A 23793-nucleotide genomic window follows, 5' to 3' on the forward strand; every position below is an offset into this window, starting at 1 on the left:
AGAGCGTTGACCTCGTCGGTGCGTTCCAACTGCACGAGGTGACCCGCGTCCGCGATCTTGGTGACGGCGCGCAGATCGGGAACGTTGGCTCGGAGAGTTGCTAGCGGGTCGCGGCCGCTGAAGCCCTCCATATCCGGATCTCGGTCGCCGTAGAGGAAATACGTCGGAACGGAGATCTCGGCGTCGGCGAATTCGGCGGTGAGTTCCCAATTCCGATCGAGCACGCGGTACCAGTTGAGACCGCCGGTGAAACCGGTGCGCTCGAAATCCTGTGCCAGGGTGTCGAATTCGGCGACGGAGAGCCACCGCCACGGCAGCAGCGGGGCTTCGGGGAGAACGTCGAGGTAGCCGGTGCCCTCGGCCGGGAAGCGCCAGGTGTCGAGATAGTGGTAGTCGGCGCTGAGCGAGAAGTAGACGCGAGCCAGGAATTCCCTTGTGCGGCCGCCCAGTTCGGCATCGGCCAGGCCAGGCCTCTGGAAATAGTCCAGATGCAGGAAGTGACGCTGAGCAGCCTTTGCCCACAGCTGCGATGGCGCGCGCGGCGGGCGAGGGGCGAACGGATTATTGAGCACGATGACACCACTCACCCGCTCCGGCGCGCGCAACGCCAACTCCCACACCAGCGCGGCCCCGAAATCCAAGCCGACGAAGACCGCCTGCTCGGCGTCCATGTCATCGAGTAGGCCGAGCAGATCGCCGATAACGGCGCGGTTGGTGTAGTCCCCGATATCGGTAGGCACATCCGTACGCCCATATCCACGCAAATCCGGCGCCACGGCCCGGTAGCCCGCTGCGGCGACGGCCGCGAGCTGGCGATGCCACATGAACCAGGTATGCGGAAAGCCGTGGCAGAAGATCACCGGATGCCCCTCGCCCTGCTCGGCGACATGCATGCGAATGCCGTTGCTCGTAACGAACCGATGGATCAATTCCACTACGGCCTCCAATAGCTAGAACGCGTTCTTGTTTCACGGTAATGTCCCGGGATCGTGAACGGAATACCTCAGGTTCTAGGCGGCCGGGTCGCAGTGGTGACCGGCGCGAGCCGCGGCATCGGCAAGGGCATCGCGCTGGAGTTGGGTGCGGCGGGGGCCACCGTCTTCGTCACCGGGCGCTCGGCTGTGCCGGGACGCCTGCCGGGGACCGTGCACGCGACCGCGGCCGAGATCGACCTGCTCGGCGGCGTCGGGGTTCCGGTCGTCTGCGATCACCGCGACGACGATGCGGTCGAGCGACTATTCGAGCGGATCCGCAACGAGCACGGACGACTCGATGTACTGGTGAACAACGTCTACAACGCCCCCGCTGCCGCGCGTTGGCTGGGCAAACCGTTCTGGGAGGTGCCGCCGCAGGCCTGGGATGAGACATTCGACGTCGGCCTCCGATCACATTACGTCGCAAGCGTTTTCGCGGCCCCCCTGCTGATCGAATCGGCGGGCCTGATCGCCAATATCTCCTCCCCCGGCGCCGAGCGCTATATGCACAACGCGGTGTACGGCGTCGCCAAGGCCGCGCTGGACCGGCTCACCTCGGATATGGCCGACGATCTCGCCGAGTCGGGCGTCACGGTGGTCTCACTGTGGCCCGGAATCGTCGATACCGAACTGCTGCAAATGGTTCCACGCGATAAGGACGGCCGCCGCGTCGTCACGCTGCCCGGTGAGGGTACCTACGACCTCGACAACGCCGAATCCCCCCACTTTCCGGGCCGTGCCGTCGTCGCACTGGCCGCCGATCCGGACCGCAGCCAGCGCTCCGGATCGGCTTGGCGCATAGCGGATCTCGCCGAAGAGTACGGTTTCACCGACGTCGACGGCCGCATCCCGCGCAACGACTGAGATTCAGACCAGCATCAGGAAGCGCTGCACCGATCGCAACGGCGTCGGCTTGACCCGCCAGGTCAGATAGATATGCGACCGCGGCGCATCCACGATGTCGACATAGACCACGCCCGGATGCGGTGCCCGAGTGCGCGCCAGCACCGGCACTATCCCGATACCGCGTTCCGCCGCGACGAGTTCGATCCATTCGTCGAAATTCGTGCAGGTGATAACGGTGCGATTCGGATCGGGTGCGTCCCATGATTCGGCATTGGTGGTGCCGGAAACGGTATTGGCCACCAGCGGAAAGTGTGCGAGATCGGCCCAGCGCACCTCGACCGCACTTGCCAGCGGCGAATGCACTGAAACCGCCAGAACCCGCTGCTCCGAACCTATTTCGCGAGATTCGAGATGGTGCGGCAGCCAGATATCGTTGCGGTGGATGGCGATATCGATCGAGCGATCGTCGAGTGCCGCCATCGGATCCTCCACGCGACGTAGCGAAATCCGGCCGCCAAGCGCCTCGTAGCGAGTGCGGATCGCGGCGAACCAGGCATCGGGCAGCAGCCAAGAGAAACCGACCTCGATCGTGGCGCGCATGCGCAGATCCGCCTGGACGGTCTCGATATCGCCGATGATGCGTCTGCTGTGTTCGAGCAGCTCGGCTCCCTCGTCGGTCAGCTCGAAGCGCCGGGACGTGCGCTCGATCAACCGGCATTCGACCAGGCGCTCCAACTGCTGGATGGTTCGGGTCAGCGCGGGCTGGCTGAGGTGCAACCGGGCGGCGGCGCGGGTGTAGTTCGCTTCCTCGCAGAGCACGACGTATGCCCGCAGGTGCCGCACCTCGATATCCATGCGTCGAGCGTATACATCGTGCACAGAAAGCATTTCACAGACTTGTCAACGGACCATACCGTCGGATCTTGTGACCGCATCAGCTCTCCTCGACACCCCGCGCCGCACCCTGGCACCGGCGCTCGCCGCAGGCGCGGGCCTCGCAGGCGCCGTCGGTGTCGGGCGCTTCGCCTACACACCGCTGCTGCCCGCGATGGTGGACGCGCACCGCATCGATGCCCACGATGGCGCGCTCATCGCCGCCGCCAACTATGCGGGCTATCTCGCGGGCGCGGTGCTGCTCGCGCGTCGTCCGGATATGAACAGCCGCAATATTTTTCGCACTTCGGCTGTGGTCCTGGTGGTCAGCGAAGCATTGGTCGCATTGCCCGGCCCGACCGTGATCCCCGCCCTGCTTCGATTGATCGCGGGCTTGGCCAGCGCGGTGATCTTCGTCGGCTGCGCGGGCGCGATCGCTCGACTCGGTGGCCGCCCGCACGCTGCGGGCATCGCCTTCGGCGGGGTCGGCTTCGGTATCGCGCTCACCGGATTGCTCGCGCTGGCCGCGCAGCCGGTCTTGTCCTGGCAGGGCCTGTGGCTCGGTGCCGCCGGACTGACCGCCTTACTACTGCTGCCCGGCTTCCGACTGGATATTCACAGCGGGCGGAGTACCGAGGTGGTCCATGCGAAACGTAAAAGCACGGCTTGGCGCGCGCTGCTCATCTCCTACTCGCTCGAAGGCGTCGGCTATATCGTGATCGGCACCTTCTTGGTCGCCGCCGTCGGCGCACACAACGCGACCGTGGGCTCGGCGATGTGGGTGATCGTCGGCGCGGCCGCCGCACCGGCGGTGCTCTGGAGCATTGCCGCACATCGCTGGACACCGACGACCGCCCTGGTCTTCGGGCTACTCGCGCAGTGCGCGGCGTCGGCCCTGCTCGCCTGGTCGACGACCATGTGGTCGGCGGTTATCGCGGCGGCGCTGTTCGGCGGGACGTTCATGGGTATCTGCATGCTCGCGATCCAGATCGGCACCGAATTGACCGACCATCGGGCCGCGGCCACACTCACCGCAGGCTACGGCGCCGGGCAGATGCTGGGTCCCCTGGTCGTCGCACCGGTAATCGGCGACGGCTATGCGATGGCTTTCGTGATCGCGACCCTCGTGCTGGCGGCGGCGACAGCGGCTGCCGTCATCGTCGCCAGGCAACTCAAGCGAACTTGATCTCCAGGCCGATGCCGAGGATGGCGATGAGCCAGATCATGCCGGTGAAGATGGTGATGCGGTCGAGATTCTTCTCGACGACAGTCGAACCCGACAGGCTGGACTGCACGCCGCCACCAAACAAGCTGGACAGACCTCCACCCTTGGCGCGGTGCAGCAGCACCAGCAGCACCAGCAGCACGCTGGTGACGATCAGGAGGATATCCAGGAACATCCGCATGCCGGACAGTCTATGGGTGCGCGCCGGTACCCGCATAATCACCCCGGCTCGACGCGACCTACGGTGTGTCCACCGCGACCAAGTGCGTGGTGGTGTCCTGGCCGATCATGAACTCCGCGACGGCGCGTTCGCGCAGTTGGTCCTGGGCGGTGAGCCGCACCTGATGCTGGTGCATATGCTCGGACCAGGAACGCACCACGAATGCCTCGACATAGCGATCGACCACCCCGACATCGCGATACAGCCGCCATTCCATCGCGCCGGTGCGCTGCATGGACCGTCCGACGAACACCATCGCGGCCAGGAATTCGTCGAGCTTCTCCGGCGGGACATCGTAGGTGCGCAACACCAGCACCGGGCCGTCCTCGGGATCCGGTTCGACCACGAGCTGCGGTTCCGGCCAGAAGGCACTCGGGCTCAGATCCAATTCCTCCGCATTGTGGCGGATCGGCAGCCAGACCGAACTCAGCGCGGAGCCTGCCAACAGCACCGCGGCCGCCAGCAGTGCGGTCACCGGCCCCACCGCACCCGCGACCAGACCCCACACCAGCGAACCGAGTGCCTGGCCGCCCATGAACACCAGCATGTACACCGACAGCCCGCGCGCCCGCACCCATGCGGGCAGCAACAACTGCATAGTCGAGTTCATCGTCGACATCGCGAGCAGCCAGGCGAATCCGGCCCCGACCAGCAGCACCAGCACCACCGGCACACTGTGCAGGACCGCCGCACCCGCCGAGGCGATGCCGAATAGAACCGCGGCCGCGGTCAAGCGCTGCGTGGGTGTCAGCAGAGCACGGACCCGACCCAAGCCGACCGCACCTGTCACCGCGCCGAGCCCGAGTGCGCCGAGCAGCAGGCCGTAGCCCGATGAGGACAAGCCGAGTTCGTCGCGGGCGATGACCGGAAGCAGCGCCCACACCGCGCTCGCCGGCGCTATGAACAGAATCGAGCGCAACAGCACCCGCCGGATCGCGGGCGCGGCGCGAATGAACCGGGTGCCCGCCTGCAGCGCCGCCAGCGGACGTTCACTGGGCAGCTTCCGTTCCTTCGCCGGTCTTCGCCAGCTGAGCAGCACCGTCACGATGCCGACGAACGACACCGCGTTCAGCGCGAACACCAGCGTCGGCCCGGACACCGAGACCAGTACGCCCGCGATGGCGGGTCCGACCGCGCGCCCGATGTTGATATTCATGCTGCCCAGCGCCGCGGCGGACGGAATCTGTTCGCGTGCAACGAGTTCCGGCTGAATCGCCTGCCAAGACGGCGCCGTCAACGCCTGCCCGCACCCGAGCAGGAACAGCAACGTCAACAGCACGCCCGGAGTAGTGTGCCCGGTCGCCGTCGACACCGCGAGCACCGCCGCCAACACCGCCATCGCCGACTGCGCCCCGACCAACAACCTGCGCCGATCCAACAGATCCGCCAACACCCCCGACGGAATCGACAACAGCATCACCGGCAATGTCGTCGCCGTCTGCACGAATGCCACCAACGTCGCAGCATTGGGCGCATCGACCAGAATCCACTGCGCCCCAACGGTTTGCATCCAGGTACCGAGATTCGAGACCAACTGCGCGATCCAGAGCGCCCGATAGATTCGCGACCGTAACGGCGCCCAGGTGGATAAAGGTGTCGTCGCATCGGCAGTGGTCACTGGCCCGAGCATAGCGACGGGTCGAAGTACGTGCCGTTCGCCATTGGTGCGAATCGGGTGACTACGACCTCGGCACGGCTCGGGTCGGTGCGGCGGCGGGCCGGAGCGACTGGTGGTCGACGAGCTGGATCGGCCGCCGCAGATCGACCATGGTCGCCAGCGGGATCGGATGTTCACGCTCGATGATCGGCCCGACTTCCGGTGCGCCGATCGAGACCGTCACAGTGCAGTCACCAGGCCCCAACGCCGCCAGCATGCCATCACGAACGGTTGCCACGAGTGGTCGAACCAGCACCGTGACACAGAGTTCGAGCTCGAATTCGCCCACCTGGCTGCCGTCGACGGTGACCTCCAGGCGCGGACAGTAGCTCCGAGTGACCTCGTGTTCGAACAACTCGACCTGCTCGACTCCGCCCGCGCGGGTTCGCATCGCCGCACTGTGCAGCCGCTGGTAGCGACGCCAACCCGCGACCGCGACCCCGCCGAGATCGAGCTCGAGCAACCCGTCCACCGCCCTGGCCACCTCACGCAGCACCGCCGACCGCAGGACCTCGGTAACGACCGGTGTTCTGCGCAAAGCCAGTTGCTCGATACCGCTCGCGCCCAGGCGCTCGGCCAACTCCCCCTCGACGACCTCACGCGCCACCTGCCCGAACAACACCGCCCGAGCCGTGATCGATATCGGCCTCGTCATCGCGAAACCTCCCTGATGTGCAGCTGCGGCTCACCGACACTCAGCCGAACCCGAACAGCCGGAACAGTGGGGCGCATGAATTCCCGAATACGAATCGACGGCCGCAGGCCCCCGGCCACCTGCACGCGTACCAACGGCGGGCGCGGATCACGGTGGTACGCGCGCGACCGATCGGCTGCCTTACGCCGCTGGCGCAGTACGAGTGTCGCCACACCGACGGCGAGGAGGAATAAGCCGAGTCCCAGCACTGCACCGAAGTGGTTGCCCCGCTGCGGATTGTCCACCGCTGACCCTGCGGTCGGCGTGTCGGATGTCGCGACAGCTGCTTGTGTGGAGGTCGTCGTGATCGGCTTGGTGGTCGTGGTGGTGGTCGTGCCGGAGCGAGGGTCGATCGTGATCTGCCGGACTGCAGATGCCTCGCCACACGCGGCGCTGATCGTCTGAGGGCCGGTTGCGGCCTGATTGGACACGGCAATGGACGTGGCGAACGCCCCCTGGGAGACCGACGCGTTCTGCGGCGAACCGGACCAGCTCGGGGTAAGCCGGATCACGGTACACGGCCAATAACTGCCGTTCACCGCGATCTGTGTGCCGCGTTCCGCGCGGGTCGGCGAAACGTTGAAAGTGGGATCGGGACGCGGACAAGACTCCCCCACCGCCGTGCGAGCCGTAGTGCACGGCCCCGCCTGTCCGGTGGTCGGCGTTGGTGAGGTTGTCGTAGGCGCCGACACCGCCAGCGGTACCGCCACCACGCCGAGCACACCCGCCGCGGCCACTGCGGCCACCGCGACAAGGAACGCTCGTGCCTCGCTTCCCATAGCTACCTCTCCGAGCAGCGATCCGTGTTCCGGAATCAAGTCTGTGCCCACCCCCGCACACCGACACGAGTAACCCACTACCTGTTTCGACGGTCGCACCTGCCCAACGGCCAGGTGATTTGCGCGGTTTCCAGGGGCAACGGCCGTACCATCGGCTACATGTCGGCTACAACGGTGCGCGTCGGGATTCTTCTGGCTATGGCGGCCGGTCTGCTGGCCGGGTGTTCGGGGGACGATGAGAAGGAGAACAAACCGGCGGGGTCGCCGATGGGGCGCACATTTGTCTCGATCGGGGTCGAGGGGCAGCAGATTCCGGGCGGCGGACCGATGACGCTCACCTTCGCCGATGGCAAGATCTCGGCGAACTCCGGCTGCAATACCGCCGATGGCACGGTGGATCTGACCGATGGGATCCTCCATATCGGCACGCTCTCGAGCACCCTGATGGCCTGTCCGGATGAGCGCAGCCAGGCCGATAGCTGGCAGGACAAAGTGCTGACGTCGCTACCCAAATGGCGGGTCGACGATTCGACACTGACGCTGACCGGACAGGAAACAACGGTCACGTTGCTGGACAGGAAGGTCGCTCAACCCGATAAACCGCTCATCGGCACGACATGGATCGTCTCCGCCCTGATGACGCCCGATGCGCAGATCCGTTCCCAGACGCTGGACGATGTGAAGCCGACGCTCGCCATCGCGGCGGACGGCGGGGTCGCCGGAAGCGCCGGATGCAATCGCATGACCGGTCACGCCACCGCATCGCCCACCGCCAACGGCCCGGACGTCACGTTCCAGATCGGCACCACGAAGATGGCGTGCGCGCCGGAGATCATGGAGGTCGAGCAGGCGGTGCTGAAGGCCCTCGACGGCAAGACAACGGCGACCATCGACGCGGACAGTCTGATCCTGCGCAATACCAACGGCTTCGGCCTGACCCTGCGCGCGGCCTAGCCGTGGACCAAAACGCCTCCCGCACACCGGATCTCCGTCACCCGGACCGCAAACGCACCTGGCATACCGAGATCGGTCCGTGGCCGGATCTTCCGTCCGCCCACATCGAGAAGCTGCCCGCGCCGCCGTCCCCGGTAACCCTCGTCCGCTACGCCGAGCTCTACACCGCCGCGGGCCGCATCCGCCGCACCGAAAACGGCGGCTCGGATATGGATACCGTCACCGCGCTACTCGCCGCGCGCGACGAATTCCTGCACACCACCTTCACTTTGGGTTTTATCGACCCCGACGGCGCACTCCTGGCCGAATGCTCGGTCGGCATCTCCGATACCACAGCCAGGCTGTACATCGTGCACGCCACCAAGCAGCCCGCAGAACTCGCCCACCTCCTGCGCGGCACCCTGTATCGATTACATGTGCACTATCCGGACGTGCGAACCGCCGAAGTCTCGATGGACCCGCACGACGAACCTTTGGAGCTGGCGCTCACCGCCAGCGGTTTCATAGTGAACCACCTCTGATCCCGACTACTTCCGCGTCAGGATCACCCGGTCCGTAAATTCGCTACGGCTCCCTGGCACGGCATGCCTCACCCCGAGCGGGAAGGCCCGACGCGAATCAGCCCGGCAACACGCGATCGGGCGTGCTACCGGGCTGATTCGAACATTCACCCGTCAGGGCAGCGGACCACCCGCGGCAATCGCGGACAGTGTGGCGAATTCGTCGCCCTTGAGCGACGCACCGCCGACAAGCGCGCCGTCGATATCGGTCTGCGCGACCAACTCGCCGACGTTCTTGGCATTCACCGAACCGCCGTAGAGCACCCGCACACCCGCCGCGACCTCGGCCGAGGCCAGTTCGACGAGTTCCGCGCGAATCGCACCGCAGACTTCCTGCGCGTCGGCGGGGGTGGCGACCTTACCGGTGCCGATGGCCCAAACCGGCTCGTAGGCGATGACGATCTTCGAAATCTCTTCGGCCGTCAGACCTTTGAGCGAGCCACGCAACTGCTCGAGGTTGTACTCGACGTGGGTCTTCGCCTCGCGGACATTGAGACCCTCGCCGATGCACACGATCGGGGTGATCCCGTACTTCAGCGCCTGCTTGGTCTTGGCCAGCACGGTGGCGTCGTCCTCGGAGTGGTACTGCCGCCGCTCCGAATGGCCGACGACCGCGAAGGTGCAACCCAGCTTGGACAGCATGGCGGCGCTGATCTCACCGGTGTATGCGCCCTCGTCGTGGGTCGACACATCCTGCGCACCATAGGTGAGCAGCAGCTTGTCACCCTCGACAAGGGTCTGCACGCTGCGGATATCGGTGAACGGCGGAATCACCGCGACGTCGACCTTGGCGAAGTACTTCTCCGGCAGGGCGAAGGCGATCTTCTGCACCAGGGCGATGGCCTCGAGGTGGTTGAGGTTCATCTTCCAGTTGCCCGCGATGAGCGGTTTGCGTGCCATGGTTCAGTCCTCCAGTACCGCGATACCGGGCAGTTCCTTGCCCTCGAGGTATTCCAGGGATGCCCCGCCACCGGTGGAGATGTGCGAGAAACCGTCCTCGGGCAGGCCGAGCGCGCGCACGGCCGCGGCCGAATCGCCACCGCCGACAACGGTGAAGGCACCCTTGCCCGTCGCGGTCACGATCGCCTCGGCGACACCGCGGGTACCCGCGGCGAAGTTCTCGAACTCGAATACGCCCATCGGGCCGTTCCAGAACACCGTCTTCGCCTCGGTGAGCAGTACCGCGAACCGGTCCACCGACTCGGGACCGACATCCAATCCGAGCCAGCCGTCCGGAATCTCGTGGGCGGGCACCACCTTCGAATCCGCGTCGGCCGCGAACTTATCCGCGACGACGATATCGCGCGGCAGGTGGATGACATCCGCGTAGCGCTCCAGCAGGCCCTTACAGGTCTCGATCATCTCCTCCTGCAGCAGCGAGCCACCGACCGAAAGGCCCTGTGCGGCAAGGAAGGTGAAGCACATGCCGCCGCCGATCACCAGGGTGTCGACCTTGGGTGCGAGTGCCTCGATGACGGCCAGCTTGTCGGAGACCTTGGAGCCGCCGAGCACGACCGCGTACGGGCGCTCCGAGTTCTCGGTCAGCTTGGCCAGCACCTCGACCTCGGCGGCGACCAGCGTGCCCGCGTAATGCGGCAGCAGCTTGGCCACGTCGTAGACCGAAGCTTGCTTGCGGTGCACCACACCGAAGCCGTCGGAGACGAACGCGCCATCATCGCCGACCAACTCGACCAGGGCGGCGGCCAGCTTGGCCCGTTCGCCATCGTCCTTGCTGGTCTCACGCGGATCGAAGCGCACGTTCTCCAGCAGCAGTACATCGCCGTCGGTCAGGCCCTCCGAGCGCGACAACGCGTCGTAGCCGACGACGTCACCGGCCAGCTGGACATTGCGGCCGAGCAGCTCGGCCAACTTCACCGCGACCGGGGCAAGGGAGAATTTCGGATCCGGCTCACCCTTCGGACGGCCGAGATGCGCCGTGACGACCACCTTCGCACCGGCCTCGACCAGTGCCTTCAGCGTCGGCACCGAGGCGATGATGCGCCCCGGATCGGTGATCTCGCCGTTCTCGTCGAGGGGGACGTTCAGGTCGGAGCGCACGAGTACGCCCCGACCCTCGACACCCTCGCTCAGCAGGTCCTGGAGTGTCTTGACTGCCATGCGCGTCAGAGCGACTTGCCGACGAGGCCGATGAGGTCGGCCAGGCGGTTGGAGTAGCCCCACTCGTTGTCGTACCAGGAGTACACCTTCACCTGGTCGTCGATGACCTTGGTCAGCGGCGCGTCGAAGATCGACGAGTGCGGGTCGGTGACGATATCGCTGGACACGATCGGGTCCACGCTGTACTTCAGGATGCCCTTGAGCGGGCCCTCGGCGGCGGCCTTGAACGCGGCGTTGATCTCCTCGACCGTGGCCTTCTTGGCCAGATCCGCGGTCAGGTCGGTGATCGAACCGGTGGGGATCGGGACGCGCAGCGAATAGCCGTCCAGCTTGCCGTTCAGCTCGGGCAGCACGAGGCCGATGGCCTTGGCGGCGCCGGTGCTGGTCGGCACGATGTTCAGCGCGGCAGCGCGGGCGCGGCGCAGATCCTTGTGCGGGCCGTCCTGCAGGTTCTGGTCCTGGGTGTAGGCGTGGATGGTGGTCATCAGACCCTTGACGATGCCGAACTCGTCGTTGAGGACCTTCGCCAGCGGGCCGAGGCAGTTGGTGGTGCAGGAGGCGTTGGAGATGATGTTCTGGCTGCCGTCGTACTTGTCGTCGTTGACGCCCATGACGACGGTCAGGTCCTCGCCCTTGGCGGGCGCGGAGATGATGACCTTCTTGGCGCCGGCGGCGATGTGGCCCTTGGCCTTGGTCGCGTCGGTGAAGATGCCGGTGGATTCGACGACCACGTCGACACCCAGGTCACCCCACGGCAGGGCGGCCGGGCCCTCCTTGATGGCCAGCGCCTTGATCCGCTGCTCGCCGACGACGATGGTGTCGTCGCCGTCCAGCGACACGTCCTGCGGCAGGCGGCCGAGGATCGAGTCGTACTTCAGCAGCGTCGCGAGGGTCGCGTTGTCGGTGAGGTCGTTGACCGCGACGATCTCGATGTCGGTGGTGCCGAGCGCCTTCTGCGCCTCCACCGCCCGGAAGAAGTTACGTCCGATACGGCCGAAGCCGTTGATGCCAACCCGGACAGTCACGTTATCGCTCCTCAGCTTTCAAGCGGATTCATTCCGATGCCATCACCACACTAGTGCCCGGCCGTACTCTCTCCGACACGTACCTCGCATTCGTGAGGACGCGGGACCTGCGCAGACGCCCGCACGTGTGGTTTCAGCGCACTAATCCGCCGTCCACACCCTTGTTTCGGGTCACCATGGAACCCGGTGCCCACCCCGGCCGGATGCGGCCCGAGCAGGTCCGACACGCGCGGCCGCGACGGCCTGCGCGCCGGACCTCGGACCGTAAGCCGGGTGGACAGCCCGGCCTCGGAAAATACGAATCGCCGCCCATCCGGACGGCGATTCGCCTCACGCTTCGTCTAGCAGTTCGGCGGTAACGGCCGATTCGGTATCGGGTACGCCCAACTCCTTGGCCCGGCGGTCCGCCATCGACAGCAGCCGTCGAATTCGGCCTGCCACAGCGTCTTTCGTCATCGGCGGATCAGCGAGCTGGCCGAGTTCCTCCAGTGACGCCTGGCGGTGCTGCACGCGCAGCTTGCCCGCCGCGGCCAAATGGTCGGGCACCTCGTCGCCCAGAATCTCCAGTGCACGTTCGACTCTCGCGGCGGCGGCGACCGCGGCACGGGCCGATCGGCGCAGGTTGGCGTCGTCGAAATTGGCCAGGCGGTTCGCCGTGGCCCGCACCTCGCGGCGCAGCCTGCGCTCCTCCCAGACGATCCGGGTGTCCTGCGCACCCATCCGGGTCAGCAGTGCGCCGATGGCCTCACCGTCGCGCACCACGACCCGATCGGTGCCGCGCACCTCACGCGCCTTGGCGGTGATGCCGAGCCGACGCGCCGCACCGACGAGTGCCAGCGCGGCCTCCGGACCGGGGCAGCTGACCTCGAGCGCCGAGGAGCGACCCGGTTCGGTCAGCGAGCCGTGCGCGAGAAACGCTCCGCGCCAAGCGGCTTCGGCATCGCCGATGCTGCCGCCGACCACCTGCGCGGGCAGACCGCGCACCGGACGGCCGCGCACATCGAGCAGGCCGGTCTGTCTGGCCAGCGCCTCGCCCTCCTTGGACACCCGCACCACATAGCGCGAGGTCTTGCGCAAACCGCCCGCGCCGAGCACGTGCACATCGGAGCCGTAGCCGTACAGCTCGAAGATCTCGCGCCGTAGCCGGCGCGCGATGGAACCCATATCCACCTCGGCCTCGACTATCACCCGCCCGCCGACGATGTGCAGGCCGCCCGCAAACCGCAGCAGCGCAGACAATTCCGCCTTGCGAGAACTCACCTGCGAGACTGTGAGCCTGCTCAGCTCGTCCTTCACTTCGGCTGTCATCGCCACGAGACGCGCTCCTTTCCACCCAACCCGGAACGCACATCCTGACCCATGTGCCGTCCCTCGACTCGAAGCCCTGCCATGTGTGGCCGAGGTTGCCGGATCAGCTGATCCAGTGCGGCGGCAAGCTTTCCGGGGTGATGCCGGTCGGTTCCCGCTTCGGCGACATCGGAGAAGGTTACTCGCGCCCGCAATTGTTCGGCAGCCCTGGCCACATGTTCTCTTTCGCGACCCTCCGGCACCGACCCGGAATCGACCAGTACCTCGTCGACCACGAATTCCGGTGCGTGCTGGGACAATACATGTAGATGGCGTTCCGCGGAGAAACCCGCCGTTTCTCCGGGCTCCGCAGCCAGATTCAGCACCAGAACCTTGCGTGCTCTGGTATAGACCAGCGCGTCACGCAATTCGGGCACGAGCACATGCGGAATCACGCTGGTGAACCAGGAACCAGGGCCGAGCACAACGACATCGGCGTGTTCGATGGCCGAGGTCGCCTCCGGACTGGCGGGCGGATCGGACGGAATCAGCCGCACCCGCCGCACCTTGCCCGGTGTCGTCGCGATGGCGACCTGACCACGGATGCAGCGGCTCACCCGCGGATCCGCTTCCAGCCCAGAAACATCCGCCTCGATATCGAGGGCGATGGGCGACATCGGCAGCACCCGTCCGGTGATTCGCAACATCTTGGCGACCTCGTCGAGCGCGGCGACCGGATCGCCGAGCACCTCGGTCAGTCCCGCGAGGATCAGATTGCCGACCGAATGTCCGGCCAGCGCGCCGGTGCCGCCGAAGCGATGCTGCACGGTGCGCGTCCACACATCGTCACTGTCCGCGGCGAGCGCCGCGAGGGCCATGCGCAGATCGCCGGGCGGTGGCACACCGAGTTCGGCGCGCAGTCTGCCCGATGACCCGCCGTCATCGGCGACGGTCACCACCGCACTGATCTTTCTGGTCAGCCGCCGCACCGCGGTGAGCGTCGCGTACAGCCCGTGCCCGCCACCGAGCGCAACTATGGCGGGATCCGATTCCCACCCCGTCATTCGCGCCCCAGATCCCGATGCACAACACGCACGACATCGGCCGGGCCGGATTTCTCCGTCTCCGAGCCGATCAGTTCGCCGAGCGCCTCGGCTATCGCCACGCTGCGGTGTTTACCTCCGGTGCAGCCCACTGCCACCGTCATGTATCGCTTCCCCTCTTGGCGGTAACCATTCGTCGTCAGGTCGACCAGGTGATGGCAGGTGCTCAAGTAATCGGCCGCGCCGGGACGCGACAATACATACTCGCTGACCACGGTCTCCTGTCCCGAATGTTCCCGAAGTTCCGGTATCCAATGCGGATTGGGTAGAAAACGCACATCCAACACCATGTCCGCATCGAGTGGAACCCCATACTTGAATCCGAACGACTGCACCGTCAGCTGCAGTGCGGTGGGCGCGCCGCCGCCGTAGGCCTCCTCCAGCTTGCGGTGCAGCTGGTGGATCGAGAGTTCGGTCGTGTCGATCACCAGGTCGGCCGCCGTTTTCACGGCGGAGAGGCGGATCCGTTCGGCTGCGATGCCCGCCGAGAGCGTACCGTCCGCGCTTTCGCTCTGCAGCGGGTGGCGCCGGCGGGCGAAGCCGAAGCGCCGGATCAGCACGTCATCGGACGCCTCGAGGAACAGGATCCTGGTCGGCACGCCCGCGGAGCGCAGCTGATCGGTGACGGCCGAAAGATCGCCGGTGAAGAAGCGGCTGCGCACGTCCATGACCAGTGCGAGCCTGCGGATCGGTGGTTCGGCGGAGGCGCCGAGTTCGACCATCCGCCCGATCAGCTCGGGCGGCAGGTTATCGGTGACATACCAGCCGAGATCTTCGAGTACACGGGCCGCGGTACCGCGACCCGCGCCGGATAGGCCGGTCACGATGACCACCTCGACCTTTGGCTGCGCCGGGTTGCCGTCGCCACGTTCGACAGGTGCGCCGAGGGTGCCCGCGGGGCCGGTCCGCCCAGCGGTCGACCGCGGGCTGCCCGCACTGTTGTTCGATTCGACGCGTGTCATGTCCTACCGGATCTGTGTCAGGGTGCCTGTCGATCATCCCGCACCGTTTCCGGTATCGGGCGCAGACACACAACGTAGGTGTCTTATTCCTCCCGCAATGCGGCCAAAACGGCCTTCGCGGTCGCCACACCGATGCCGGGCACCTCGGTGATCTGCTCGACCGTAGCCTCCTTCAGTTTGGCAACCGACCCGAAGTGGGTGACGAGCGCGGTCCGGCGGGACTCGCCGAGGCCGCGCACCGAGTCCAGTGCGGACGCGGTCATCCGACGGGAGCGTTTGCTGCGGTGGAAGGTGATGGCGAAGCGGTGTGCTTCGTCGCGCACCCGTTGCAGCAGATACAGCGACTCACTGTTGCGCGGCATGATCACCGGATCGCTCTCCCCCGGCACCCACACCTCCTCCAGCCGTTTGGCCAGACCGATCACCGCGACATCGGTGATGCCGAGTTCGTCGAGGACCTCCGCGGCGGCCGCGACCTGGGGTGCGCCGCCGTCGACCACGTAGAGATTGGGCGGGTAGGCGAATTTGCGCGGGCGGCCGGTGCGTGGGTCGATGCCGGGGCGGGAAGTGAGTTCGAGGTCGTCGTCTACGTGTCCGTTTTCCTGACCAGCGGTCAGCTCCTCGGCCTCCAGCTCGTCCCGCTCGCGGCGCAGACGATAGAACCGCCGTCTGGTCACCTCCGCGATACTGCCGACATCGTCGGAGCGGCCCTCACCCGCGGCCTCTTTGATCGCGTAGTGGCGATACTCGGACTTGCGCGGCAGGCCGTCCTCGAACACGACCAGCGAAGCCACCACATCGGTGCCCTGCACGTGGCTGATATCCACACACTCGATTCGTAGCGGCGCGCTGTCCAGATCGAGGGCATCTTGAATGTCTTGCAGTGCAGCGGATCTCGAGGTCAGATCGCCCGCGCGCTTGAGTTTGTGCTGGGCCAGCGCCTCCATCGCATTGCGCTGCACGGTTTCGGCGAGCGCCTTCTTGTCACCGCGCTGCGGCACCCGCAGCCGCACCGCCGAGCCGCGCAGTTTGCTCAGCCATTCCTCCACCTGTTCGGCATCGGCGGGCAGTTCCGGCACCAGCACCTCGCGCGGCACCGCGGTGGCCGGTTGGTCGGCCTCGTCGTGTTCGGCCTCACCCTGTGCGGCCTGCTCGCCGTAGAACTGGGTGAGGAACTGCTCGACCAGTGCGGCGACCTCGCCGCCGGCCTCCTGCCCGTCGATGGCGTCGCCGGATTTGTCGACCACCCAGCCGCGCTGACCGCGCACCCGGCCGTCGCGGACGTGGAAGATCTGCACCGCCACCTCGAGCTCATCGATGGCGAAGGCGACCACATCGGCGTCGGTGCCGGTGCCGAGGACGACGGCCTGCTTCTCCAGTGCCCGCCGCAGCGCCTGAACGTCGTCGCGGAGCCGGGCGGCGGTTTCGAAGTCCAGGTCCTCGGCGGCGTCGTGCATCCGGCGCTCCAAGTCGCGCACCATGCGATCGGTGCGCCCGGCCAGGAAGTCGCAGAAGTCCTCGACGATCCGGCGATGCTCGTCGGCATCGACGCGGCCGATGCACGGGGCCGAGCATTTGTCGATATAGCCGAGCAGACAAGGCCGCCCGATCTGGTTGTGCCGCTTGAAGACTCCGTTGGAGCAGGTGCGCGCGGGGAAGACCCGCAGCAGCAGATCCAGGGTTTCCCGAATGGCCCAGGCGTGCGCGTACGGCCCGAAGTACCGCACCCCCTTCTTGCGCGCGCCGCGATAGACGAACAGCCGCGGGTACTCCTCGTTCAAGGTGACCGCCAGCACCGGATAGGACTTGTCGTCCCGATACCGCACGTTGAATCGCGGATCGAACTCCTTGATCCAGTTGTATTCCAGCTGAAGGGCTTCCACCTCGGTGGAGACCACGGTCCATTCGACGCTGGCGGCCGTCGTGACCATCTGCTTGGTCCGCGGATGCAGCGACGCCACATCGGCGAAGTACGAATTCAACCTGCTGCGCAGGCTCTTGGCCTTGCCGACATAGATCACACGCCCGTGCGCGTCCCGGAATTTGTAGACACCGGGTTCAACGGGAATCGTGCCCGGCTTCGGCCGGTAGGTCGCGGGATCTGCCACGAATCCAAGCCTATCGACCGGCTCCGACACATCGGCAGGGGCCGCTCAGCCGAAGCGGCGGGCACTGGCGATGATCGCGTCGCACAGCGCCTGCTCCGGCGCGGACAGGGTCGTACGCCGCCGCATCAGCACGAATTCGAGGTCGCCGAGCACCGGAAGTCGCGGGTCGGCGAGCACGCGCAGACCGTCCGGGATCAGGGTTTCGGCATGCACGATGACGCCGAGGCCGGCGAGGACCGCAGCGCGCAAGCCGAGCTGGCTGTCGCTGGTACAGGTCACGCGCCAGGTGCGGGCGTCGCGTTCGAGAGCCCGCAGTGCGATGCGGCGGGTGAGGCTGGGTGGCGGATAGGTCACCAGCGGGACCGGATCGTCGAATTCCGTTGTGGCCGAACGGCCCGCCCACACCAGACGGTCACGCCACAACAGTTCGCCGTGCCGTTCACCGGGCAGGCGTTTGCCGACCACCAGGTCGAGTTCACCGGTCTCCATGCGGGTTTTGAGGTTTTCGCTCAGGCCGACGGTGAGTTCCAGATCGACCCCCGGATGGGTGCGCTGGAATTCCAGGAGTACGTCGGGAAGTTCGCGGGCCATCACGTCATCGGAGGCGCCGAGCCGGATCAGGCCGGTGAGGGTGGATCCGGAGAAGTAGCGCTCGGCCTGGCCCTGCGCGTCGAGGATGGTGCGGGCGAAGCCGACCATGGCCGCGCCGTCGGCGGTCAGCGCGAGATTGCGCGTATCGCGGCGGAACAATTCGCGCCCTACGGCCTTCTCCAAGCGGGCGATGTGGCCGCTGATAGTGGACTGACGCAGGCCGAGGATGCGGCCGGCGGCGGTGAATCCGCCCGCGCGCTCGACCGCAAGGAAGGTGCGCAGCAGTTCGGGTTCGAACACACCCCCAATTATCACCGTTTGCGTTTACAGATATCGTTCTGAACGCCTTTCGCGTTCAATTGGCCGAGTCGTACGGTCGACTGGTGAAGTTTCTCGCCAAACTCCGGATCGATGCGTTCATGCTCGGCATCCTGGCCAGCGTCGCGGTGGCCGCGCTGTTGCCCGCCCGGGGTGTCGCGGCCGATACGCTCGACTGGATCACCAAGATCGCGATCGGTGTGCTGTTCCTGCTCTACGGCGCCCGGCTCGAGCCTCGTGAGGCACTCGCAGGATTGCGGCATTGGCGGTTGCATTCGACGGTGCTGGCGGTGACCTATCTGATCTTCCCGATGATCGGGCTGGCGCTGCATCGGCTGGTGCCATCGGTGCTGACCGACGATCTCTACACCGGCGTGCTGTTCCTGTGTCTGGTGCCGTCGACCGTGCAGTCATCGATCGCCTTCACCTCGATTGCCCGCGGGAATGTGGCGGGCGCGGTGGTCAGCGCGTCGCTGTCGAATCTGATCGGCGTCTTCGCGACCCCGTTACTGGTCATGCTGCTGATGGACACCACCGGCAACGCGACCGTCTCCCCCACCGCGATCCTCGCGATCGTCGTTCAGTTGCTGCTGCCGTTCCTGGCGGGCCAACTCTTGCGTCCCCGGATGACCTGGCTGCTGCGGCATGCCACGGTGACCAGGGCTGTCGATCGCGGTTCGGTCTATCTCGTCGTCTATGCCGCCTTCAGCGCGGGCATGGTGGAACACATCTGGAGCGGCATTTCGCCGCGGGCGCTACTGGCAATCGCCGCGGTGTGCGCGGGCATTCTCGCCGTAGTCCTGACGATTACCACCTTCGGCAGTCGCCTCCTGGGTTTCGCCCGCCCCGATCAGATCGTCACCGTGTTCTGCGGTTCGAAGAAGAGCTTGGCCACCGGTCTCCCCATGGCCTCGGTCCTGTTCGCGGGACATCCGGTCGGCTTGATCGTGTTGCCGCTCATGATCTTCCACCAGATCCAGTTGCTGACCTGCACTGTGCTCGCTCAGCGCTACGCGCGATCAGCACAGTCCGATATCGCGACAGCCGAGCCATCCGCACAACCCGCCTGATCCGAGCTGTTCACCACTCGGCGTCGGCAACCCGAATATCGAACCACGCCTTGGCTTCCGGATGCGACAGCTGGTAAAGGATCGTCGCCGATGCGCCCAGTGTGAAGAGGACGACGACCAGCCGGGCCAAATCCGGGACAGCCTCGACGTGCATCCTAAGTACCGCGACGGACTGCAGCATGACCGAAACGATCGCGACGCGGCGCACCCGCGGCCCACGGCCGAGGCCCAGCACCGCGAGGCCGAGCACCCAACTACAGCCGAATTGCAGGGCCGCGGATCTGGCCGCCTCGTCCCCGGCGATCAGACCCATGACGACCGGATACGCGAGGCCGAAGCCCGCGAGTCCCAATGCGGCCTCTCTGGCATCGCGGACGGATTCGGGCAGGCCGACCGGCCGCGCCGTCCGCACTGCCGACGATTCGAAATATGCCTCGGCTTCATCCATGGCCACTCCCCGTCGAGCTTGCGCACCACGATGTGGTGTGCGTCACAGCAAGCTAATTCAGTTCGGGGACATCGGCATTCAAGAACAGCAGAGTGTGTCGCAGGTCACATACTGGACATTACGCCAATCCGTGCCGCCGCAGTACCTCGAGCAGCCCTTCGGCGCGCTCCACCGTCGGCAACGGATCGACCAGCGCGAAACCGCAGCCCGCCGCGACCGCGCCGCCATCGGCCTCGGCACTGTCGCCGACCATGAGCGCCGATTCGGGACGCACGCCGAGTTGTTCCACCGCGGCCAGGAAGATCCGCGGATCCGGCTTCACCGCACCGACTTCGAACGACAGCGTGTGCGCGGCGACGAGCCGATCCCAACCGTTGGCGGCGAACGCCGGACGGATATCGAAGGCGATATTGCTCACCACAGCGACCGGGATACCCTGTGCCGCCAGGGTTTTCAGGACGGCACCGGTGTCCGGATACGGCGTCCACGCCAGCGGGTCGAGCATCCAGTCGTAGAGTCGCTCGACCAGCGCCGGTGTCGGCACCCCGGCTTGTCGCATCAACTCACGATAGGCCGCGCGATGCATTGCCGGATCCAGATCCCGCCGCTCCCATGCGAGCCGGCCCTCGGCGTCGAAGACCGCACCGTCGCCGACCGGCCGCGTCATCCGATCCAGGATCGCGTCCTGCTGCGACCGGTTCAGGGGTTTGCCATCGGTCCCGACCATATCGGCCCAGGTTTCATCGGGTTCCAGCCGGAACAGCGTGCCGGAGAAGTCGAAAAGAACTGCCTCGATCGCCACTGGGCCAGCCTACCGATCGCGACGGTTGTCCTTAAGGGCGAGCGGATTGGCTTCAGCGCCAATTCCGCTGAGAATCCCGCACCGAATCTGGCGCTCAATGCAATTGCCCGCTAACCGTTTTCGCCGAACTCACCAGCTCTGGGAGCCCACAGCGTCGGATTTCACGCGACGCTCGCCGATCGGCGATACAGTGCGGTCCATGAGTGGCACGCGAAGAACCTGGGTCAGCGCCGCGGCGGCGCTCACGCTCATCGTCGGCGTTGTCAGCGGATGTTCATCCGACGACACACCGGCGAACGCGGCGTGTAGTGCGACGCCGAACGGAACCCCGGTGGTCGCGACCTCAGCGGGCGCGACTCCAGGCGCGACCAAGGATCTGAGCACCAATCCCGAGATCGCGACCGGCTACCGGTCCGATATGACGGCCGTGCGCACCAAGACCTACGCGGTGTCCACGGCCAACCCGGTCTCCACCAAGGCCGCCTGCGAGGTGCTGAGCAACGGCGGCACGGCCGCGGATGCCCTCATCGCGGCGCAGATGGTGCTCGGGTTGGTGGAGCCGCAGGCCTCCGGCATCGGTGGTGGCTCGTTCATGCTCTATTACGACGCGGCCAGCAAGAGCGTGGAGGCGTACGACGGTCGGGAGATCGCCCCGGCGGCGGCGACCGAGAATTATCTGCGCTGGGTCAGCGATACCGATCGGACCGAGCCGAAGCCGAGTGCCCGTGCGAGCGGACGCTCGATCGGCGTGCCCGGCGTCTTGCGCATGCTGGAGCTGGCGCATCGCGACCACGGCAAGACCGCTTGGCGTGACCTGTTCGACCCGGCCATCGGACTGGCCGATCGCGGCTTCCCGATCAGTCCGCGCCTGGCCGGTCAGATCGCCGAATCCGCCAAGGATCTCGCGGTGGACGAGTCCGCGAAGGCCTACTTCCTCAATCCGGACGGCACCCCGAAACGGGCCGACACCTTACTGACCAACCCGGCAATGTCCAAGACCTTGAACGCGATTGCCACCGACGGCGCGAATGCCTTCTACACCGGCGCTATCGCCCACGACATCGTCGACGCGGCCGGATCCACTGCGGGCGGGCGCACCCCGAGCCTCGTCACCGTCAACGACCTCGCCGGATATCAGGCCAAGAAGCGGACCGCGCTCTGCACGAACTACCGCACGCACGAGATCTGCGGTATGCCGAGCCCGTCCTCGGGCGGCATCACCGTCGCGGCCACCCTCGGCATTCTGGAGAACTTCGACCTGTCCGCGCTGAAGCCGGACACTATCGACCGCAACGGCGGCAAGCCGAAGGCCGAAGCGGTGCATCTGATCTCGGAGGCCGAGCGGCTCGCCTACGCCGACCGGAACAAGTACGTCGCCGATACGGATTTCATTCCGCTGCCGGGTAATTCACCGCAGACCCTGCTGAACAAGGACTATCTGAAGCAGCGCGCCGGTCTCATCGATCCCGGCCACAGCATGGGCACCGCGCAGCCGGGCGATTTCGGCCCGGTGCCACTCGGTGTCGGCCCGCAGCCGCCCGAGCACGGCACCAGCCATATCTCGGTCGTCGATAAGTACGGCAATGCCGCCTCGATGACCACCACGGTCGAATCGGCCTTCGGATCGTTCCATCTCGTCGACGGATTCGTGCTGAACAACCAGCTCACCGACTTCTCCGCCGATCCGCTCGGCACCGACGGCGCCCCTGTCGCCAATCGCGTGCAGCCGGGTAAGCGGCCACGCAGTTCGATGAGCCCGACCCTGGTCTTCGACCACAATGCCGACGGCTCCCGCGGCGATCTGACCCAGGTCGCCGGCTCCCCCGGCGGTTCGGTGATCATCCAGTTCGTCGTGAAAGCCCTTGTCGGTGTGCTGGATTGGGGCCTGGACCCGCAGCAGGCGGTCTCCGCGGTCGCCTTCGGCGCCGGAAACAGTCCGGCCACCGGCGTAGGCGGCGAACATCCCGCCATCAACGCCACCGACAACGGCGATCACGATCCACTGGTCCTACGCCTGCGCCAACTCGGCCACCAGGTCTCGGTCGCCCCCCAATCCAGCGGCCTCAGCGCACTGCAACGTGACGGTACCGAAGGCTGGATCGGCGGTGCGGATCCCAGACGCGAAGGCGCCGTCCTCGGCGACACCCGCTAACCTGCGGCTGCTCTATCCGGTCTGCAGCATCGGATAGAGCACCGGCCGCCGCCGAGCGCCGGGTCGCCCTGCGCGAATCTCAGAACAGCGGAAACGCATTTCGGCGGCGGACCGCCATCGGCCAGCAGGAGGTCGTGAACGGATCGTCAGCGAATGCCTCGGCGACATGCTGACATCCGGCTGGCGACTACTCCTCGGTGGCGGTGTATTTCGCGCCGAGTGCGCGCAGCTCATCCAGGGCCTGGACGGCGCGTTGCTTGTCGTTGGAGCGGATTGCCATGAGGGGGACGTAGTCGTCATCGACCAGTTCGAGGCGGGCCCAGGACTTTCGGTCCGGGAAGGAGACGCCGCGGATGTACTCCCAGGGGAATTCGGTGTCACCCAGAATGTTCCGCACCGAGATGCCGCGCTTGCCGACACGGACGCGCGGGCGGGTCAACAGGAGTACCGCCGCCGCACCGAGCACGCCGATGCCGATCATCGCGAACTGGTCCGCGAGGCGGAAGTTCACACCGGTCGAACCGTGGCGCAACAGGATGCCGCCCGCGGTGAAACCGGCGACGAGCAGCACCGCCACGGTCCATGCGGTCCGCACCGCACGATGCGGCCGCACCTCGAGCTCCCACTCGCCGGAGCCCGATTCGGCAGCCGCGGCCGAGCCTCTACGCCAGATGCGAACGACCGGCATGGTCTACGGCCGCAGAGCGCGCAGCGTCAGCGCGGCATCGAGCGCTGCCGCGGCGGCCTGTTCGCCCTTGTTCTCGGCGGAGCCCGGCAATCCGGCCCTGTCCAGCGCCTCCGCCTCGTTATTGGTGGTCAGCACGCCGTTGGCCACGGGCGTACCCGCATCGAGCGACACCCGGGTGAGACCGGCGGTCACCGCATCACAGACGTATTCGAAATGCGGTGTGCCACCGCGGATCACCACACCGAGCGCGACCACCGCGTCATGTGAGCGGGCCAATTCCTGAGCGACCACCGGAAGTTCCATCGCACCCGCGCACCGGACCACGGTGATGTGCTCGAC

Annotated in this window: 24 protein-coding genes; 6 read left to right on the plus strand and 18 right to left on the minus strand. The window is 66.4% G+C overall.

The features are described 5' to 3' along the window. Window positions 1-935: alpha/beta fold hydrolase (locus tag ON44_RS19420; RefSeq protein ID WP_040692052.1), on the minus strand; the 935-nt coding region annotated here is incomplete at its 3' end. 54 nt (window positions 936-989) lie between these two features. Between ON44_RS19420 and ON44_RS19425 the strand changes: the two genes are divergently transcribed. Next, complete coding sequence (locus ON44_RS19425) at window positions 990-1838, plus strand: SDR family NAD(P)-dependent oxidoreductase (RefSeq protein ID WP_040692054.1); 849 nt, start codon at window positions 990-992, stop codon at window positions 1836-1838. A 3-nt stretch (window positions 1839-1841) separates the two neighbouring features. Here ON44_RS19425 and ON44_RS19430 read toward each other — a convergent pair whose 3' ends face one another. Then, window positions 1842-2675, minus strand: coding sequence for a LysR family transcriptional regulator (locus ON44_RS19430; RefSeq protein ID WP_040692055.1), 834 nt, complete (start codon window positions 2673-2675; stop codon window positions 1842-1844). 70 nt (window positions 2676-2745) lie between these two features. Here ON44_RS19430 and ON44_RS19435 point away from each other — a divergent pair, with 70 nt between their 5' ends. Then, complete coding sequence (locus tag ON44_RS19435) at window positions 2746-3879, plus strand: YbfB/YjiJ family MFS transporter (RefSeq protein WP_245567231.1); 1134 nt, start codon at window positions 2746-2748, stop codon at window positions 3877-3879. Here the strand turns inward: ON44_RS19435 and secG are convergent. Genes secG through ON44_RS19455 form a run of 4 tightly spaced genes read right to left on the minus strand, consistent with a single transcriptional unit; the run spans window position 3866 to window position 7268 of the window. After that, window positions 3866-4099, minus strand: coding sequence for a preprotein translocase subunit SecG (gene secG / locus ON44_RS19440; RefSeq protein WP_040692092.1), 234 nt, complete (start codon window positions 4097-4099; stop codon window positions 3866-3868). The two genes, ON44_RS19435 and secG, sit on opposite strands and share 14 nt — an antisense overlap. A 58-nt stretch (window positions 4100-4157) precedes the next feature. Beyond that, window positions 4158-5768: an MFS transporter gene (locus ON44_RS19445; RefSeq protein WP_083897999.1), complete on the minus strand. Its 1611-nt coding sequence runs from the start codon at window positions 5766-5768 to the stop codon at window positions 4158-4160. Window positions 5769-5817: 49 nt separating this feature from the next. After that, window positions 5818-6450, minus strand: coding sequence for a hypothetical protein (locus ON44_RS19450; RefSeq protein WP_157187222.1), 633 nt, complete (start codon window positions 6448-6450; stop codon window positions 5818-5820). Further along, window positions 6447-7268, minus strand: a complete 822-nt coding sequence (locus ON44_RS19455) for a hypothetical protein (protein WP_157187223.1) — start codon at window positions 7266-7268, stop codon at window positions 6447-6449. Before ON44_RS19455 ends, ON44_RS19450 begins: the two co-directional genes overlap by 4 nt. A 159-nt stretch (window positions 7269-7427) precedes the next feature. Between ON44_RS19455 and ON44_RS19460 the strand changes: the two genes are divergently transcribed. Together ON44_RS19460 and ON44_RS19465 are read left to right on the plus strand one after the other, a co-directional pair. Further along, window positions 7428-8222, plus strand: coding sequence for an META domain-containing protein (locus ON44_RS19460; protein ID WP_040692093.1), 795 nt, complete (start codon window positions 7428-7430; stop codon window positions 8220-8222). Between the two features lie 2 nt (window positions 8223-8224). Continuing rightward, window positions 8225-8743, plus strand: coding sequence for a hypothetical protein (locus ON44_RS19465; protein ID WP_040692064.1), 519 nt, complete (start codon window positions 8225-8227; stop codon window positions 8741-8743). A gap of 153 nt (window positions 8744-8896) precedes the next feature. Here the strand turns inward: ON44_RS19465 and tpiA are convergent, their stop codons facing one another. The 8 genes from tpiA to ON44_RS19505 form a co-directional block, all read right to left on the minus strand. Then, window positions 8897-9682, minus strand: coding sequence for a triose-phosphate isomerase (gene tpiA / locus ON44_RS52650; RefSeq protein ID WP_040692066.1), 786 nt, complete (start codon window positions 9680-9682; stop codon window positions 8897-8899). 3 nt (window positions 9683-9685) lie between these two features. Further along, complete coding sequence (locus ON44_RS52655) at window positions 9686-10900, minus strand: phosphoglycerate kinase (protein WP_040692070.1); 1215 nt, start codon at window positions 10898-10900, stop codon at window positions 9686-9688. A gap of 5 nt (window positions 10901-10905) precedes the next feature. Then, complete coding sequence (gene gap, locus ON44_RS19480) at window positions 10906-11925, minus strand: type I glyceraldehyde-3-phosphate dehydrogenase (protein ID WP_040692071.1); 1020 nt, start codon at window positions 11923-11925, stop codon at window positions 10906-10908. Between the two features lie 330 nt (window positions 11926-12255). Further along, on the minus strand, window positions 12256-13239 hold the full coding sequence (gene whiA / locus ON44_RS19485) for a DNA-binding protein WhiA (protein ID WP_040692075.1): 984 nt from the start codon (window positions 13237-13239) through the stop codon (window positions 12256-12258). Then, the gene (locus ON44_RS19490) at window positions 13230-14276 is read right to left on the minus strand and encodes a gluconeogenesis factor YvcK family protein (RefSeq protein WP_040692079.1); all 1047 of its coding nucleotides are present in this window, start codon (window positions 14274-14276) and stop codon (window positions 13230-13232) included. Before ON44_RS19490 ends, whiA begins: the two co-directional genes overlap by 10 nt. Next, on the minus strand, window positions 14273-15277 hold the full coding sequence (gene rapZ / locus ON44_RS19495) for an RNase adapter RapZ (RefSeq protein ID WP_040692081.1): 1005 nt from the start codon (window positions 15275-15277) through the stop codon (window positions 14273-14275). The genes ON44_RS19490 and rapZ overlap by 4 nt, the downstream gene beginning before the upstream one ends. Before the next feature lie 83 nt (window positions 15278-15360). Then, a complete protein-coding gene (uvrC, locus tag ON44_RS19500) occupies window positions 15361-17385 on the minus strand; it encodes an excinuclease ABC subunit UvrC (protein ID WP_040692083.1) in 2025 nt (674 codons plus the stop codon). A gap of 45 nt (window positions 17386-17430) precedes the next feature. Next, on the minus strand, window positions 17431-18276 hold the full coding sequence (locus tag ON44_RS19505) for a LysR family transcriptional regulator (protein ID WP_040692084.1): 846 nt from the start codon (window positions 18274-18276) through the stop codon (window positions 17431-17433). Window positions 18277-18359: 83 nt separating this feature from the next. On the opposite strand from ON44_RS19505, the gene ON44_RS19510 reads away from it, so the two are divergent. Then, window positions 18360-19364 carry a bile acid:sodium symporter family protein gene (locus ON44_RS19510; RefSeq protein ID WP_040692094.1) on the plus strand — a complete coding sequence of 335 codons (1005 nt, stop codon included), beginning with the start codon at window positions 18360-18362 and terminating at the stop codon, window positions 19362-19364. A gap of 10 nt (window positions 19365-19374) precedes the next feature. Here ON44_RS19510 and ON44_RS19515 read toward each other — a convergent pair whose 3' ends face one another. After that, the gene (locus ON44_RS19515; protein ID WP_040692086.1) at window positions 19375-19812 is read right to left on the minus strand and encodes a hypothetical protein; all 438 of its coding nucleotides are present in this window, start codon (window positions 19810-19812) and stop codon (window positions 19375-19377) included. A 118-nt stretch (window positions 19813-19930) separates the two neighbouring features. Then, entirely contained in the window at window positions 19931-20614 is a 684-nt protein-coding gene (locus tag ON44_RS19520) for an HAD family hydrolase (protein WP_040692087.1), read from the minus strand. Window positions 20615-20813: 199 nt separating this feature from the next. On the opposite strand from ON44_RS19520, the gene ON44_RS19525 reads away from it, so the two are divergent. Next, a complete protein-coding gene (locus ON44_RS19525) occupies window positions 20814-22766 on the plus strand; it encodes a gamma-glutamyltransferase family protein (protein ID WP_040692088.1) in 1953 nt (650 codons plus the stop codon). A gap of 187 nt (window positions 22767-22953) precedes the next feature. Here ON44_RS19525 and ON44_RS19530 read toward each other — a convergent pair whose 3' ends face one another. Further along, the gene (locus tag ON44_RS19530) at window positions 22954-23454 is read right to left on the minus strand and encodes a PH domain-containing protein (RefSeq protein WP_051182200.1); all 501 of its coding nucleotides are present in this window, start codon (window positions 23452-23454) and stop codon (window positions 22954-22956) included. Window positions 23455-23457: 3 nt separating this feature from the next. Further along, window positions 23458-23793: 6,7-dimethyl-8-ribityllumazine synthase (ribH, locus tag ON44_RS19535; protein WP_040692089.1), on the minus strand; the 336-nt coding region annotated here is incomplete at its 5' end.

The organism is Nocardia vinacea NBRC 16497, from assembly GCF_000308835.1.
GTDB classification, from domain to species: domain Bacteria; phylum Actinomycetota; class Actinomycetes; order Mycobacteriales; family Mycobacteriaceae; genus Nocardia; species Nocardia vinacea.

Bases quoted from the DNA above. Each gene is read 5' to 3' on its own strand.
- ON44_RS19515 (WP_040692086.1), bottom strand. From the start codon at position 19,812: ATGGATGAAGCCGAGGCATATTTCGAATCGTCGGCAGTGCGGACGGCG.
- ON44_RS19450 (WP_157187222.1), bottom strand. From the start codon at position 6,450: ATGACGAGGCCGATATCGATCACGGCTCGGGCGGTGTTGTTCGGGCAG.
- ON44_RS19530 (WP_051182200.1), bottom strand. From the start codon at position 23,454: ATGCCGGTCGTTCGCATCTGGCGTAGAGGCTCGGCCGCGGCTGCCGAA.
- ON44_RS19490 (WP_040692079.1), bottom strand. From the start codon at position 14,276: ATGACGGGGTGGGAATCGGATCCCGCCATAGTTGCGCTCGGTGGCGGG.
- ON44_RS19455 (WP_157187223.1), bottom strand. From the start codon at position 7,268: ATGGGAAGCGAGGCACGAGCGTTCCTTGTCGCGGTGGCCGCAGTGGCC.
- tpiA (WP_040692066.1), bottom strand. From the start codon at position 9,682: ATGGCACGCAAACCGCTCATCGCGGGCAACTGGAAGATGAACCTCAAC.
- rapZ (WP_040692081.1), bottom strand. From the start codon at position 15,277: ATGACACGCGTCGAATCGAACAACAGTGCGGGCAGCCCGCGGTCGACC.
- ON44_RS19525 (WP_040692088.1), top strand. From the start codon at position 20,814: ATGAGTGGCACGCGAAGAACCTGGGTCAGCGCCGCGGCGGCGCTCACG.
- ON44_RS19460 (WP_040692093.1), top strand. From the start codon at position 7,428: ATGTCGGCTACAACGGTGCGCGTCGGGATTCTTCTGGCTATGGCGGCC.
- ON44_RS19430 (WP_040692055.1), bottom strand. From the start codon at position 2,675: ATGGATATCGAGGTGCGGCACCTGCGGGCATACGTCGTGCTCTGCGAG.
- ON44_RS52655 (WP_040692070.1), bottom strand. From the start codon at position 10,900: ATGGCAGTCAAGACACTCCAGGACCTGCTGAGCGAGGGTGTCGAGGGT.
- ON44_RS19445 (WP_083897999.1), bottom strand. From the start codon at position 5,768: ATGCTCGGGCCAGTGACCACTGCCGATGCGACGACACCTTTATCCACC.
- secG (WP_040692092.1), bottom strand. From the start codon at position 4,099: ATGCGGATGTTCCTGGATATCCTCCTGATCGTCACCAGCGTGCTGCTG.